The sequence below is a fragment of the Flavobacterium sp. 22659 genome, from assembly GCF_052044235.1.
In the GTDB taxonomy this organism is placed as follows: Bacteria; Bacteroidota; Bacteroidia; order Flavobacteriales; family Flavobacteriaceae; genus Flavobacterium; species Flavobacterium johnsoniae.
This window is the reverse complement of record NZ_JBQEMU010000009.1, coordinates 52031-66890: the sequence shown is the minus strand read 5'-3', so window position 1 is coordinate 66890 and position 14860 is coordinate 52031. Positions and strand designations below refer to the sequence as shown.

Genomic DNA, 14860 nt, shown 5'->3' with positions numbered 1-14860 from the left:
AATTTCAAAAAACGTATTTAAACTTTTAATTTTATTTAGAAGGGAAGTCTTTACTCTGATATGCGCCCAAATCCGGAGGTGAAGTTCTTGTGATTCCTAAAATATCCAATGGAATTATATAAGCCTGATTTCCTTTCGCGAAAGCGGCAGAAGTTTTATCAATATTCAATTGGTTTTTAGAAACATTATAATATTTCGGATTTTCATTTAGAATAATATTGTTATAATGTTCTGTATCGGTTTTAAATTGATAATCAGCATTTGTAGTAGTGCCGAATCTTAGCAGACAGTTGTTAAGCTGATATACAAATGCAGTATTTGCACTTTTCTCTAAATTAAATTCGTTGGTGCTTGAACCATAAATAATACAATTATTAAACATTGCATTTGTAAGCGGATTGGTTTCTGGAACAGCTCCAGATAAACGATTACTTAAGTTAACGGCAAAATGGGAACTATTTGACCAATTGTTATTAAAAGTACAATGCGTAAAAGTATAATTACCGCCATAAACACAAGATAAACTGGCAATTCCGGCATAATTTATAACGATATTTTCGCCGTTAATCTGTGTGTTTTGAGCTAAAATTCCGTATTCGACACAATTGTAAATCTGTGTGTTTTTAATTTCAACGGTGTTAACAGGATTTTTAAAATCTAATCCAATAACGGCATTTTTTAAAGTTAAATGATTGATTGAATGATTTGTACTTCCGTTAGAAAAAATAACAGAATTCCATTGTCCGGGAATAGCAGAATAAAGAGATTCTAAACGATCGCCTTCAAAAATAACTTCGTTTTCGAGTTTTTCGGTTGTTGAAGTTTTTCCGTTTATTTCCAGAGAAGCTTTATCACCGACATATAAACCTGAATTAGCATGAAAATGAACTCGCGCTCCGGCTTCAAAAGTTACGGTTTTATTTTCCGGTACTCCGGCGTATCCATAAATCACATACGGTTTTTGATTGGTAAAAATCAATTCGTTTCCGTTTTCCGAATCATTTTCGTTAAGATAAAATCCGTCAACATCTTTTCCTTCAATCTGGATTTTTTCTTTTGTTCCGTCGGCATTTTGTTTTGGAAATAAAAAAACGGCGTCCTGAATTAAAGTTACCAAAGCAACTTCCTGAAGATTCGCACCGCTGTCAAACTGAATTTCATCAGTATATAAAAAATCAGTTGAATTGGCATCAGTGATGTCAGCTGTAGTTTCTATAAAAATGTATAAACTGTCTTTTGCTAAAAGCGTTACATCTTTAAAAATTTTCCCGTTGTTGCCGCTCATTCCGTCAACCGTCATTCGGTATTTAGAACTTAGACCTTTTTTAAGCTGTATAATTGGAATCGAAATATCGTCTTTACTTCGGTTATAGACTTTTAATTGATAGGTGCTTGAACCAATATTTTTAAAAACGGTATCTAAATAAACGGTATCTCTCGAAAACTTTAAATCTCCGGAACTGGCTACAGTATCAAAATCAGTTCTGCAAGAACTGAAAACTAAAATTAAACCCAGAACCAAGATTGTAAAGTATTGACGCATTTGAATTTGTTTGTTTTTTGTTACAGATTAATAGGATTGAAATGATTTTTTTTCGCCGCGAACTCTACAAATTATATTGAAATAAAATTCGCGAAAATCCCTTTAATTAACGGTTGTATTTTTAAAATCCTTTAAATCTGTGTAATCTGTGGCAAAAAAATCAGCCAAAGATTGATTTTGATTGTTTTTGTAAAAATAGCAAAAAACTGACAAGTTTATAAATGATTTTTAATTTTAGAATCTGATTTTTCGATTTGTGTCTTATCTTTCTTTAATTTTACGATTTTAAAGTTTATTTTAATGAATTATACAAAAGAGCAGATTTTAGCGCGCTGTAATGAGTTTTCTAAAAACACATTAATGGAAACGCTGAAAATTGAATATATCGACGCAGGCGAAGATTTTTTAACTGCAAAAATGCCTGTAAATCCAAGTGTTCACCAACCAATGGGATTATTGCACGGAGGAGCTTCTGTTGCTTTGGCAGAAAGTGTAGGCAGTGCGGCTTCTTTCTTTTTTATCAATCCAAAAGAACAGGAAGTAAGAGGAATCGAAATCTCGGCAAATCATTTAAAAAGTATTCGCGAAGGTTATGTTTTTGGTACAGCCAGAATTATCCATAAAGGAAGAAGCCTTCATCTTTGGGAAATCAAAATTACAGATGAAGAAGGAAATCTGGTTTCGCTTTGTAAACTGACGAATATGGTTTTAGACAGAAAGAAAAGTGAATAAATTATGAATCCATTTTTCTTAAAATTTAAAAATCATAAAGAACAAAATTTACCTTTTGTACTTTATTCAAAACCCAATTCTGGAAATCTTATTGGTTTTTTACAGCAAAATGATACTTTACATCAAGTTGCAGATTATACAGAGAAAGGATTTGTTTTTGCTTCTTTTGATGAAAAACAGCTTGTTTTAATTCCGGAGAACGAATCAGAAATTATTACTTCACAAAAAGAAATCACTGCATTTGAATCTTTTGAAACAGATGATTTAAATTCAGATGATGCAGCTAAAACGCAATACGAAAGTTTAGTTGCAAAAGGCGTTGAGGCTATTAAAAATGAAGAGTTAAAAAAAGTAGTTTTATCAAGAAGCGAAAAAGTCAATTTAGCTGAATTTGATTTTATTGAAACCTTTCAGCATTTGATTCAAATTTATCCTGCTACTTTTTGTTATTGTTTTTTTCATCCAAAAGTTGGATTTTGGATGGGAGCAACGCCCGAAAAACTTTTAAAAGCAAACGGAAATGTTTTTGAAACCATGGCTTTGGCCGGAACACAAAAAGATAATTCTGAAACTGAAATAGTCTGGCAGCAAAAAGAAAAAGACGAACAACAGTTTGTAACTGATTTTATTGTAAAAAGACTGAGAGAATTTACGGCTTCGGTTGTAGTTTCTGAACCGTACAGTTTAAAAGCTGGTTCTATCTGGCATATTAAAACGGATATTTCGGGAGTTTTAAAGGAGAATTCAACTTTAGAAGAAGTTATTGATACGCTTCATCCAACTCCTGCTGTGTGCGGACTTCCAAAGAAAAAAGCAAAAGCATTTATTATCGAAAACGAGAATTACGATAGAACTTTTTATACCGGATTTCTGGGTGAATTAAACAGCAGTTTTACTGGAAATACAGTTAGTTCTGATTTATTCGTAAATTTACGAAGCATGCAGATTCTGGATAAAACCGCCATACTATACATGGGATGCGGTATTACAAAAGAAAGTATTCCTGAAAAAGAATGGGAGGAAAGCGTCAATAAATCGATGACGATGAAAAGAGTCTTGAGAGTTATGAGTTAGAAGTTATGAATTATGAGTTTACAGTCGCAGTCGCAGTTTGCAGATACTGGGACTGAAAACTGAGACAGCGACTCAACCTGAAAACTGAAACAAAACAAACAAAAAACAAAAATGAAATTAGACATATTAGCCTTTGGCGCACATCCGGATGATGTAGAATTAGGTTGCGCCGGAACAATTTTAAAAGAAGTTTCCCTTGGAAAAAAAGTAGGTATTGTAGATTTAACCCGCGGCGAACTAGGAACGCGAGGTACAGCAGAAATCAGAGACGAGGAAGCAAAAGATGCAGCAAAGATTCTGGGAGTTCTTGTGCGCGAAAATCTGGCAATGCGTGATGGGTTTTTCGCTAATGATGAAAAACATCAATTAGAGGTCATAAAAATGATTCGAAAATACAAACCTGAAATTGTATTATGCAACGCAATTGATGACCGTCATATTGATCATGGTAAAGGAAGCAGATTAGTTTCTGATGCTTGTTTCCTGTCTGGTTTAATGAAAATCGAAACTTCAATCGACGGAGAGAACCAGGAAGCCTGGAGACCAAAAGTTGTATACCACTATATTCAGTGGAAAAATATTACTCCAGACTTTGTAGTTGATATTACTGGTTTTGAAGAAAAGAAAATTGAAGCGATTATGGCATATAAAACCCAATTTTACGATCCAAATTCAAAAGAGCCTTCAACGCCAATTACAAGTAAAAACTTTTTTGAAAGCTTAAATTATCGTGCGCAGGACTTAGGAAGACTGGTTGGGAAAGATTTTGCAGAAGGTTTTACAGTTGAAAGGTGTTTGGCAGTCAATAGCTTAGAAAATTTATTGTAATTTTTTCATTTTTTTCTTTGTAGAACTCAACCTTTGTTATATATTTGCACTCGCTAAGCAAAAAAATGGTGGTTGTAGCTCAGCTGGTTAGAGTAGCGGTTTGTGGTGCCGCGGGTCGCCGGTTCGAACCCGGTCAGCCACCCAGATTTAAAGCCTTGAAGAAATTCAAGGCTTTTTTTGTGCGTTTAATTTTTTTGAACCATTGTCTGGTCGTTAAGAGGGAATAAAAAAAGCATGACGGTTAAATCATGCTTTTCGCGGTTATTATAATTTGGTTTATGTATTATCAGATTTCCTCAAAAGTAGTTCCCTGTTTAATATCTCCAGTCTTGAAGCCTTTTTTAAACCAGTACATTCTTTGTTCAGATGTTCCGTGAGTAAAAGAGTCCGGAACAATTTGTCCCTGCATTTTACTTTGTATAGCATCATCACCAACAGCATTTGCTGCACTTAATGCTTCTTCGATATCACCTTCATCTAAATTTTTCTCATTATAATGTGCCCAGACTCCGGCATAAAAATCGGCTTGTAATTCTAAAGCAACCGAAAGTTTATTCGCTGCAGCCTGACTTTTTCCTTCCTGATCTTTGTGCATTTTGGCAGATGTTCCTAAAAGTGTCTGTACATGATGACCAATTTCGTGTGCGATTACATAGGCAATTGCAAAATCGCCTCCTTTTGCACCAAATTTTGTTTTAAGTTCTTCAAAGAAACCCAAGTCCATGTATACTTTTTGATCTGCGGGACAATAAAATGGTCCGGATGCTGATGAAGCACCACCGCAGGAAGTTTGAACAGAGCCTCTAAAAAGCACCAATTTTGGGTTTTTATAGGTCATTCCATGTTCTGCAAATATTTTTCCCCAAATGTCTTCATTATCGGCCAGAACAACTTTTACAAATTGTCCCATTTCTTCATCTTCTTTGCTCAATGGAGCAGCAGCTTCAGTTTGTGTTTGTCCGCCTTGCATCTGCTCCAAAATTGGTGCTATCTGCTGGCCGGTTTCGCCGCCAAAAACATTTAGTAATAAAATGATAATTCCAATAATACCACCTCCAACGGCAACTTTTCCGCCAGAAATCGATCTTCGGTCTTCTACATTATCACTTTGTCTTCTGCCTTGCCATTTCATAGTATATTCTTTTTAAGCTTTTTATGTTTTTTGTTGTACGAATTTATGTAATTTTTAGGAAAAACTTATAATTAAACGAGAATTTAGTTTGAATTATTTCAGCCATTTTTCCAAAGTTTCCTCTACAGTACCTTTCATGATAGGTTTTGAAATGTAATCGTCCATTCCGGCAGATATGCATTTGTTTCGTTCTTCTTTTTCGGCACCTGCTGTTACTGCGATTATGGGGATATTTTTGCCGCTTATGGTATTTCTAATAGCCTTTGTGGTTTCGTAACCGTTCATAATTGGCATTTGTATATCCATAAAAACTAGATTTGGATTAATGCTTTCAAATTGTTTTACAGCCTCGTAACCGTTTTCACATTCAAATATAAAAGCATTTTGATATAGATTTTTTACAATTGTTTTTAAAAGCAGCATATTAACCTTATTGTCTTCTACAATTAAAAAGCGTATGCTTTTACTGCTGGCTTCGTTTTTATCTAAATCAGATGCTGAGCTGATGCCTTTAAGTTCGCTGTTGTATTTTTCGTTAATGCTTTGATTGCTGGTTTTTAAGTTTAAATCGAAGAAAAAGTTACTTCCTTCGCCAATTGTGCTTTCCAGCTGTAATCGGCTTTCCATTAATGCTAAAAGCTGGTTGGATATAGTTAAACCTAAACCGGTTCCTCCAAATTTTCTTGTTGTAGAGCTGTCTGCCTGCGAAAAAGCTTTAAAAATTTTCTTTTGGTTTTTTTCCATGATACCAATTCCGGTATCAATTACAGAAAAACGAATGGTGCAAAAGTTGTTTTTTGTTTTTGATAAAACCGAAACATTCAGTTTTATAGAACCTTCGTTGGTAAATTTTACTGCGTTTGAAAGCAGGTTTATCAAAATTTGTTTAATCCTTACAATATCTGTCCAAATGTATTTTGGAACATCATGATCTACATTGAGTTCCAATTGCAGATTTTTTTGATTGGATTCAAAAACAATTAAATCGAATACCTGACCGAGTACTTTTTTAATATCATATAAATCTATAAAAAGCTCCAGTTTTCCAGCTTCGATTTTAGAGAAATCCAAAATATCATTGATAATTTCAAGCAGCGAATGTGCCGATTGATTAATTGTCGTCATGTATTTTTCCTGAATTTCTTCAAGTTCAGTTTTCATCAATAAATGCGTAAAACCTATAATACCATTGAGCGGTGTTCTAATTTCATGCGACATATTAGCTAGAAAATCAGATTTAGATTTGTTTGCGGCTTCTGCTAATTGTTTGGCTTTAATAGCATCTTCGGTTTCTTTTTTATTGGTAATATCAAAATAAATCCCGCCCACAAACTCAATTTCGTCGCCTTTTTTAATTACGTCTCCAAATTCTTCAACCCAGATATATTCACCGGTTTTTCGTTTAATTCGGTAAATATTATGCAGAGGCATTCCGTTTTGAAGATTATCAATTTGATTATTAATAACTTCATCGCGGTCATCATGATGTATTAATGATAAAAATGATAGATTATTTTCTATAAATTCTACTTTAGAATAGCCTGTAAGATTTTGGATTTCATCATTTAAAAAGATTTTGGTAGAAAAAGCATCAAATTTTGACAAATAGACTGTTCCCGGAATATTGTTGGCGATTAACTTGAATTTTTCTTCGCTTTCAATAATTTTAGATTCGTTTCTGTTTCTTTCTAATGCAGATGAAATATTATTGGCTAAAACCTGAAAAATGTAAATTTCTTCTTCCAGCCATTTTCTTTCTTCAGAACAATCATCAAAACCAATAAATCCGGTAAATATATCGTTTATATAAAGCGGAAGTATTAAAATAGATTTGATCTCATTGTTGATTAATAATTGTTTAAAAAACGAATCTTCGAGTTTTCGGGTAAAAGTGTTTACAATTCGTTTGTTTTTTGCCGCTTCAAAGATCTCTTTTAAATTGTCTTCGGTCATATGGCGCAAAGGCGTTATCTGATGCGTTATGCCTTGTCTGGACCATTTGTATTTTTGAGTTACGGTATTGGTAGAAAAATCTCTTTCATAATAAAACATATGATCTGCTTTTGAAGCTTTTCCAATTATATCATACGTTTCCTGAAACATCTGTTGTGTCGATTTGCTTAGTAAAAACTTTTCTGTACAAAGAGAAAGTGCGGAGAGGAGCTGACTTTTAAATTCTAATCGTCGTTCTGTTTCTAAACGCATCTGCATCGAAATGGCGAGTGAAATCACATCAGAAATCGTTCTGGCATAATTAATATCTTCGTTATCCCAATCTCTTTGTTCTTCTGTGCTTTCAAAACAAACCACGCCTGCTAATTGTCCGCTTAAGAAAACCGGAACATCCAGCATCGATTTGATGTGATTTTTTGTAAAGTAAAGCTTTTGAAATTCAGAAGTTTCTAATTTGTTAAAAACATCAGGCGCATTTATTATCGCTTTGTTTTTTAAGGTTTCAAAATAGATAGGATATGATTCTTCGTCTAAGATGTTTTTATCTGTTACGTTTTGGTTGTCAATGCTGTATAAGTTTTTACAGCTGATTAAATCTTTATTGTATTTCCAAAAACTAACTCTGTTGGATTTACTTACTGTCGAAGCTTCTTTTATGATATAATCGATAACGGTGTTTAAATTATCGTAAGTGCTAAAATCTGTGGTCGATAATTTTTTGGTAGAATTGTTATAAGCTTCAATTTTTTCAAGACGTCTTTTTTTCTCGTTTTCGGCATTTTTTATTTCGGTAATATCCCTTGCAATACCTGCAAAACCAATTGTTTGTCCTAAATCATTTTTGCGGATGATGATTTTTTGCGAAATCCAGAGTTCGAGCCCGTTTTTCTTTACAATAGGAAGTTCAATAATAGGAAATTTATAACCGTTGTTTTCAAAGTTTTCATAAAAATCGACCGCACTCATCGAATAATTTTCATGAATAAAATTGGAGTAATGTTTTCCAACTATTTCATTTTCTGAATAACCTAAAACAGAATAAGCAAATTCATTTATAAAGGTAAAATGTCCATCGGCGTCCACTTCAAAAATAATGTCTGTTGCCGTTTGAATTAAGTTTTTGTATTGGTCCTGAACAAGAATTTGTTCTGTAACATCCTGGCCTATACTAATAATGAGATCATCAGAAAACTTTTTGTCTTTCCATTGAATGTATTTATACTCTCCGTTTTTGCTTTTTAATTTTCGGGTATAAGTCTTGTTTTCATGATGATGAATGGGGTGGATATTCACATTGTATTTATCTCCTTTTGTAAGCTTCCAGAAATTTAACCCCATGACTTCTTCCGGATAATATCCCAGGATTGGTTTTACGGTTTCACTGCAAAATAAAATTTCTCCCTTTTGATCTGTGGCAATTGTTAATGAATTTCCTTTGTGTACAATTTCATTTGCAAATCTAAAATTGTCCCTATTGTTTAATAATACAGCATATTTGACTTGGTTGATGATGAAAATTAATATGCAGAAATTAATTAATAAGATAGATGATTTTATTGGAATTAGATGAAATGTCACCGTTAAAATCAGGAATGTAAATACGAGTGCTACGAAAAACCAATAAACTTTTATAGGCTTTAAGATGTTATAAGAAAAGAAAAAGGAGATTAAAAAAACTATTATAGGAACTACATCATTGGAGAGAAAAACAATATTGTAACCTACATAACTAATGTAAATAAAAAAGCAAATAATAAAAATGCGCTGAATTCTGTCGCGGAGCCATTTTATTTTATCAGTTATGAGATAACATAAAAGTACCGAAATACCAATTGAAACATTTATCGTTAACAGACTCTTTGGCCTGATTTTAAATATTTCGTTTATAATTTCGATTACAATAACAGCAATTCCAAAAAATAAAATATAAAGCTGGTATTCTCTGGCAACCGTTTCGGCTTCTTTCTTTTTCTCAATGAAATTACCAATTTTTGCCTTTATCCGAAAGAATTGGTAAACTAATAAAGATAAAAATCCCAGTAATGAGAAACCCAGAACGATGAGTTTAGGATTGTTGTAAAAAATAATATCTGAGCGGAAAACGTACCAGTTTGTCATAATTGATTTTAAGGTATTGCCAAAACCGGCAATACCTGAAACCAAGAAATTGAAAAAACTATAGTTTTCTACCATAGATTTTGGGGATGTTTTTGGTTTAGTAAATTATATTTTAAAAACTCTGAATAAGAGTTGGTTAAGCTCTTGCTTTGTTTCAGAATTTTTTGGTTTTATTCTAAATCCGATCTTCCAATCGAGTCAATAGAATCCTGCTGTTCTTCTTCATTAAAAATTGAAAAGTAAGCAGAATAGGTTACTGACGAATTAAAAACTACCGTAAAGATTACTCCAATACAGCAGCCCACAAGTCCTACTAATGATCCAAGAAATCCAACTATAAAAAGAAGGAAAATGGTAACTGGATTTTTACTTACCAAAACTAAACTTGATTTTATAGCATCGACAGCATTTAAATTTCCAAAAATGATCAGCGGAATTGTAAAGTATGTGAAAAAATTAATAAATAATGAAACTCCAGTTCCTAAATAGCCTATGCCTAAACTTTCTGTAAAATAAGAAATTCCGTTAGTAACAATTCCAATAATGAAAGCAACCGAAAACAATTGAAGAAAATATGGCGAACTGTAATAAGTAAATATTGTTGAAACATTAAAAGTTTCATCTTTATCTGCACAATCAGCCATTTTTAAAAAACCGGCACCCAGCGGCGCAAATAAGGCGGTGACTGCAGCAATTGAAGCAGCAGTAATAATTTGCTGTACATAACTTAGATTTTCAATTTTAAAATTTTCTATAAAATTTTCAGACAAACTCTGCACGCCGTAAAAAGCTACAGCTAACCCCATAATTACAGCACCAGCCACTACCGAAAACACAAGAATTATAAGTCCGGAGTATAAGGCAATTTTTTTGTAATTCTCAACAGCGTAATTAAATACAGTAGAAAAGTCTATTGAATAGCCATCTTTTTTGATGTCTTCAATCTGGTCAAGTGTAGATTTCATTTTAAAGGTAAAGTTGTTTTATATTTTCCGTTTTATGATAATAATTGCTTGACGTAAATATAATATTTTTAATCAATTCCGTATAAAAATCTACAAAACATTACGAAATTGTTTTCGAATTTTAAATCCAGTCTAAAATTCGTTTAATTGAGGTTAATTTATCTTTGTAAGGTGCATATCTCATTGGTAAATCGAGCCAGTTGCCTTTTTTTACAATTGCTTTATGATGCGAAAAAGTATCAAAGCTCATTTGCCCGTGATAAGCTCCAATTCCGCTGTGGCCTACACCGCCAAAAGGCAGTCTTTTATTAGAAAAATGAACAACTGTGTCGTTTATGCATCCGCCTCCAAAAGCGTAATTTGAGATTAATTTTTTTGTAAACGATTTATTTTCACTAAAAATATAAAATGCGAGAGGTTTTTCGTACTTGCTGATTACGTTATGAATTTCTGCTTCGGTTTCGTAGGTCAGAATTGGTAAAATTGGACCAAAAATTTCCTCTTTCATAACCGGACTGTCTAAACTTGGTTCTTCGATTAAGGTAGGTGAAATATAAAGTTTGTCGTGATTGGTTTCTCCGCCAAAAATTACTTTTTTGCGCTCAATCATCTGATCCAGACGAACCCAGTTTTTTGTGTTTATGATTCGGGCAAAATCTGGCGATTTGTCTATTTTTTTGCCATAAGCATTTACAATTTCTTCCATTAGAAAAGAAATGAAATTGACTTTCATATTCTTCTGAATCAAAATATAATCAGGAGCAATGCAGGTCTGGCCTGCATTTATGAATTTTCCCCAAACGATTCGTTTTGCCGCTAATTTTAAATTGGCTGTTTCATCAATAACACACGGATTTTTTCCGCCTAATTCTAAGGTAACCGGAGTCAGGTTTTCAGCAGCGGCTTTAGCTATAATTTTTCCAACTGAAACACTTCCGGTAAAGAAAATATAATCCCAGCGTTCTGCCAGTAATTTATTTGAAACTTCAATACCGCCTTCAAAAACTTCCACATGACTGATGTGAAATGTCTTTTCGATTAATTTGGCAATAATAGAAGAGGTGTGAGGTGTAAGTTCTGAAGGTTTTAAAACTACTCGGTTTCCTGCAGCAACGGCTGCAATAAGCGGACACAAAGCAAGCTGAAAAGGATAATTCCAGGGAGCAATTACTAAAACATTTCCGTAAGGTTCTTTATAAATATAATCTGAAGAAGGAAAATTTAAAATAGAAGGGAGGACACGTTTTGGTTTTGCCCAGGAATTGATGTTTTTAATGGTATCTTTTAATTCCGAAATAACATAATTCGTTTCGGTTAGAACAGCTTCAAATTCAGGTTTTTTAAAATCATCATATAAAGCTTTTACAATTAGATCTTCATTTTTCTGAATGTTATATAATAACTTTTTCAGCGTTTCTTTTCGGTAACCAATGTCGTTTTTGAAGTCCATTTTGTGATCGGCTTGTTTTTTAGGATATGCAAGTTAATCGATAAAAATTAAAAAATTAACAATTTAATCATAAAAATCATACCGCATTCCAAATAGTTTCGTCTGGAACCGGGGCAATAATTGTGATATTTTCTTTTGAAACCGGATGAACAAAAACTAGTTTTCTCGCGTGAAGGTGAATGCCTCCGTCTGGATTGCTTCGGTCTGCACCATACTTTAAATCGCCTTTTATTGGTGAACCAATTGCCGATAATTGTGCTCTAATTTGATGATGACGTCCTGTATGAAGATTGATTTCAAGAGCCGTATAATTTTGAAGTTCTTTGATGATTTTATAATCCAGACTTGCCAGTTTGCTGTCTGGAACTTCTTTTAAATGCGCTTTTGAAGTATTGTTTTTTTCGTTTCTTTTTAAATAATGAACCAGTTTGGCAGCAGCTTCTACAGGTTTATTTTTTACAACAGCCCAATATGTTTTTTTAGTTTCACGATTGCTGAACAATTCATTCATTCTTGATAATGCTTTGCTCGTTCTCGCAAAAACCACAATTCCGGTTGTAGGACGATCTAAACGATGAATTACACCCAGAAAAACATCGCCGGGTTTATTGTATTTGTCTTTTATGTATTCCTTTACAATATCAGATAAAGGTTTATCACCCGTTTTATCACCTTGTACAATATCGCCAACACGCTTATTAACCACAATAATGTGATTGTCTTCGTGAAGTATTTGCAGGTTATTTTTATCTGAAAGGATTTTCATAATTAGACTGGCTTTGATTTTTAGATTTCTGATTGTAGGTTGAAAAAAGTTTGGCTAAAGCCTTTCGTGAACTTAAAAATATACCCCCAGCTAAAGCTGAGGGCTGTTAAGTTTTTTCAATTTAAAAAAGCCTTTGAACCTTTGTCACTTTGGATCTTTGTTTCTAAAAAATCTCAGAACCTTAGTAACTTAGAACCTTAGCATCTTTAAAAATTAATATTGCTCACTAGCATTAGGGAAATCGCTTGATTTTACATCAGCAGCATATTGACCAATTGCTTTAGTCATTTCTTCGTATAAGTTTAAGTAGCGGCGTAAGAAACGCGGACTGAATTCATTATTCATTCCTAACATATCGTGAATAACTAAAACTTGTCCGTCTACAGCACCGCCGGCACCAATTCCGATAACTGGGATTGAAATACTTTCGGCTACTTTTTTAGCTAAATCAGCTGGGATTTTTTCTAGAACAACTCCAAAACATCCTACTTTTTCAAGCATTTGAGCATCTTCAATAAGTTTTTCAGCTTCTTGTTCTTCTTTTGCACGAACGCTGTAAGTTCCAAATTTATAGATAGACTGAGGCGTTAAACCTAAGTGGCCCATAACCGGAATTCCTGCGTTTAATATTTTTTTGATTGATTCTTTAATTTCTTTTCCGCCTTCTAATTTTACAGCGTGAGCGCCGCTTTCTTTCATGATTCTGATAGCAGAACGCAAAGCCTCTTTAGGATCTGACTGGTAGCTTCCAAAAGGAAGATCAACCACAACCAAACCTCTTTCTACAGCGCGGACTACAGAAGAAGCGTGATAAATCATTTGATCTAAGGTAATTGGAAGAGTCGTTTCGTGACCCGCCATAACATTTGAAGCAGAATCTCCCACCAAAATTACATCGACTCCTGCGGTATCAACAATTTTAGCCATTGTGTAATCATACGCCGTAAGCATAGAGATTTTTTCTCCATTGCTTTTCATTTCAATTAATGACTTTGTTGTGATTCTTTTATAATCTTTTTTTGCTGTTGACATTTTAATTTTTTTTGATAATGTAAAAGTATTGAATAATTGTAAAAGGGGAATCAGCAATAAAAGAATATTTCGACAGAAAATAGTTTTCCGTCTTTAAAAACTAATCTAAACTGACTGTCTTCCATTATGATAGAATAATTATGCGGAGATTTAAGCGAAGCTTCGATATAGGTCCCATATTTTTCAATGAAAGCTTTTTCGGACACCGAATTATCTAAAATTGTGTTTGGGTTTATAATGAATTTATTGTTTTCGTTGATGTAAACTTTTACGATTTCGGCTTGGTTTTTCTTTTCGTCAACAGAAACTTCTAAATCTGGATAGTAGTAAAATAAATCACTTAAATAAATACCGCATTCATCGCCAACATTAGCTTTTTTTGCTGGTTTACCGAATGTTTTTACCAATTCAGTCTGTGATAAATACAAAGATTTTGTTTTAGTTCCTTTTAAGCTGAATTCTGCATTTTTTGTAAAAGTAATAATTTGTTCAGGTAATTTATGTTTTGCTAAACCTTTGGCAAGAGCCATATTCATTTCGGTTTCAGCGATTAATTTTGGATCGTTAATTTGTTTAACTACTTCGTAGTATCTTTGGTATGCAGGTTCCAGTTTAGAATATTCGCTGTTCCATGCCAGTTCTACAATTCTTTCGCTTAGAGTTTTTCGCTCTGAAACCGCATTTACATCAAGTTTATCAAAATCTTTAATAAGCGTTTCGAAATTGGGTCTTAGACCAATAAATTTTCTTAACGTATATCTCGCATATTCTTCGTCAAAATTACCGTTTATGTTTACCCAGTCATCTTCATTTACAGGAACATAATCTACAGCAACGGGATCTCCGGCAAATAAAATTTCTTTAATTTTTGAGTTTTTATCCGGCAGTGCTCTGGCTTTTAGTCCAGCGACAAGAACAAACAAATGATTACCGCCATAATAAGCATCACCGCCTTCTAAAATAGGATTTTCAGCATCTTTTATTTTTACATCTTTTGCATTTAATCTGGTCGCAGCAAATTTTTCCTGAATATATCCTTCATTAAAATTATCTGCCTGAACTTTATACCATCCGTTTTGACTTTCAGATAACAATCGGACTTCTGCTCCGTATCTAAAATACCCTAGAAAAGCAGAAGAAGTATTGGGTGAAGTATAAAGTCTTGTATCTGAATTTAGAAAATAACGTTCCTGAGAATGCAATAAAATGGTGCAGAATAATGCAAGTAAGAAGTAGATTTTTTTCATGAAGTGTTTGTTTTTTTTGC

The 14860-nt window shown here is 33.3% G+C and carries 11 protein-coding genes and 1 tRNA gene; 4 read left to right on the top strand and 8 right to left on the bottom strand.

Features of this window, described 5'->3' with window-relative positions; genetic code table 11:
• Positions 1-31: 31 nt before the first annotated feature.
• Complete coding sequence (locus ACTJIW_RS11235; protein ID WP_440715063.1) at positions 32-1543, bottom strand: hypothetical protein; 1512 nt, start codon at positions 1541-1543, stop codon at positions 32-34.
• Between the two features lie 300 nt (positions 1544-1843).
• On the opposite strand from ACTJIW_RS11235, the gene ACTJIW_RS11230 reads away from it, so the two are divergent.
• The 4 genes from ACTJIW_RS11230 to ACTJIW_RS11215 all read left to right on the top strand — a co-directional run bounded on the left by ACTJIW_RS11230 (position 1844) and on the right by ACTJIW_RS11215 (position 4319).
• Positions 1844-2275: a PaaI family thioesterase gene (locus ACTJIW_RS11230; RefSeq protein WP_012026684.1), complete on the top strand. Its 432-nt coding sequence runs from the start codon at positions 1844-1846 to the stop codon at positions 2273-2275.
• Between the two features lie 3 nt (positions 2276-2278).
• Positions 2279-3349, top strand: coding sequence for a chorismate-binding protein (locus tag ACTJIW_RS11225; RefSeq protein WP_440715062.1), 1071 nt, complete (start codon positions 2279-2281; stop codon positions 3347-3349).
• A 111-nt stretch (positions 3350-3460) separates the two neighbouring features.
• Positions 3461-4177 carry a bacillithiol biosynthesis deacetylase BshB1 gene (bshB1, locus tag ACTJIW_RS11220; RefSeq protein WP_121360525.1) on the top strand — a complete coding sequence of 239 codons (717 nt, stop codon included), beginning with the start codon at positions 3461-3463 and terminating at the stop codon, positions 4175-4177.
• A 68-nt stretch (positions 4178-4245) separates the two neighbouring features.
• Positions 4246-4319, top strand: a tRNA-His gene (locus ACTJIW_RS11215).
• Positions 4320-4463: 144 nt separating this feature from the next.
• On the opposite strand, the gene ypfJ is transcribed toward ACTJIW_RS11215, so the two are convergent.
• The 7 genes from ypfJ to ACTJIW_RS11180 all read right to left on the bottom strand — a co-directional run bounded on the left by ypfJ (position 4464) and on the right by ACTJIW_RS11180 (position 14840).
• Positions 4464-5309, bottom strand: coding sequence for a KPN_02809 family neutral zinc metallopeptidase (gene ypfJ / locus ACTJIW_RS11210; protein ID WP_440715061.1), 846 nt, complete (start codon positions 5307-5309; stop codon positions 4464-4466).
• 93 nt (positions 5310-5402) lie between these two features.
• Entirely contained in the window at positions 5403-9455 is a 4053-nt protein-coding gene (locus tag ACTJIW_RS11205; RefSeq protein ID WP_440715060.1) for a PAS domain S-box protein, read from the bottom strand.
• Positions 9456-9550: 95 nt separating this feature from the next.
• Positions 9551-10345, bottom strand: a complete 795-nt coding sequence (locus ACTJIW_RS11200; protein WP_012026679.1) for a hypothetical protein — start codon at positions 10343-10345, stop codon at positions 9551-9553.
• Positions 10346-10466: 121 nt separating this feature from the next.
• Positions 10467-11795 (bottom strand): aldehyde dehydrogenase, encoded by a 1329-nt coding sequence (locus tag ACTJIW_RS11195; protein ID WP_440715059.1) that lies wholly within the window; start codon positions 11793-11795, stop codon positions 10467-10469.
• 76 nt (positions 11796-11871) lie between these two features.
• Entirely contained in the window at positions 11872-12561 is a 690-nt protein-coding gene (locus ACTJIW_RS11190) for an RluA family pseudouridine synthase (RefSeq protein WP_012026677.1), read from the bottom strand.
• 213 nt (positions 12562-12774) lie between these two features.
• A complete protein-coding gene (panB, locus tag ACTJIW_RS11185) occupies positions 12775-13593 on the bottom strand; it encodes a 3-methyl-2-oxobutanoate hydroxymethyltransferase (protein WP_121360529.1) in 819 nt (272 codons plus the stop codon).
• A 50-nt stretch (positions 13594-13643) separates the two neighbouring features.
• On the bottom strand, positions 13644-14840 hold the full coding sequence (locus ACTJIW_RS11180; RefSeq protein ID WP_440715058.1) for an SH3 domain-containing protein: 1197 nt from the start codon (positions 14838-14840) through the stop codon (positions 13644-13646).
• Positions 14841-14860 lie beyond the last annotated feature (20 nt).

Coding starts and splice junctions, on each gene's coding strand:
- ACTJIW_RS11235 (WP_440715063.1), bottom strand. CDS start 1,543: ATGCGTCAATACTTTACAATCTTGGTTCTGGGTTTAATTTTAGTTTTC.
- ACTJIW_RS11230 (WP_012026684.1), top strand. CDS start 1,844: ATGAATTATACAAAAGAGCAGATTTTAGCGCGCTGTAATGAGTTTTCT.
- ACTJIW_RS11225 (WP_440715062.1), top strand. CDS start 2,279: ATGAATCCATTTTTCTTAAAATTTAAAAATCATAAAGAACAAAATTTA.
- bshB1 (WP_121360525.1), top strand. CDS start 3,461: ATGAAATTAGACATATTAGCCTTTGGCGCACATCCGGATGATGTAGAA.
- ypfJ (WP_440715061.1), bottom strand. CDS start 5,309: ATGAAATGGCAAGGCAGAAGACAAAGTGATAATGTAGAAGACCGAAGA.
- ACTJIW_RS11205 (WP_440715060.1), bottom strand. CDS start 9,455: ATGGTAGAAAACTATAGTTTTTTCAATTTCTTGGTTTCAGGTATTGCC.
- ACTJIW_RS11200 (WP_012026679.1), bottom strand. CDS start 10,345: ATGAAATCTACACTTGACCAGATTGAAGACATCAAAAAAGATGGCTAT.
- ACTJIW_RS11195 (WP_440715059.1), bottom strand. CDS start 11,795: ATGGACTTCAAAAACGACATTGGTTACCGAAAAGAAACGCTGAAAAAG.
- ACTJIW_RS11190 (WP_012026677.1), bottom strand. CDS start 12,561: ATGAAAATCCTTTCAGATAAAAATAACCTGCAAATACTTCACGAAGAC.
- panB (WP_121360529.1), bottom strand. CDS start 13,593: ATGTCAACAGCAAAAAAAGATTATAAAAGAATCACAACAAAGTCATTA.
- ACTJIW_RS11180 (WP_440715058.1), bottom strand. CDS start 14,840: ATGAAAAAAATCTACTTCTTACTTGCATTATTCTGCACCATTTTATTG.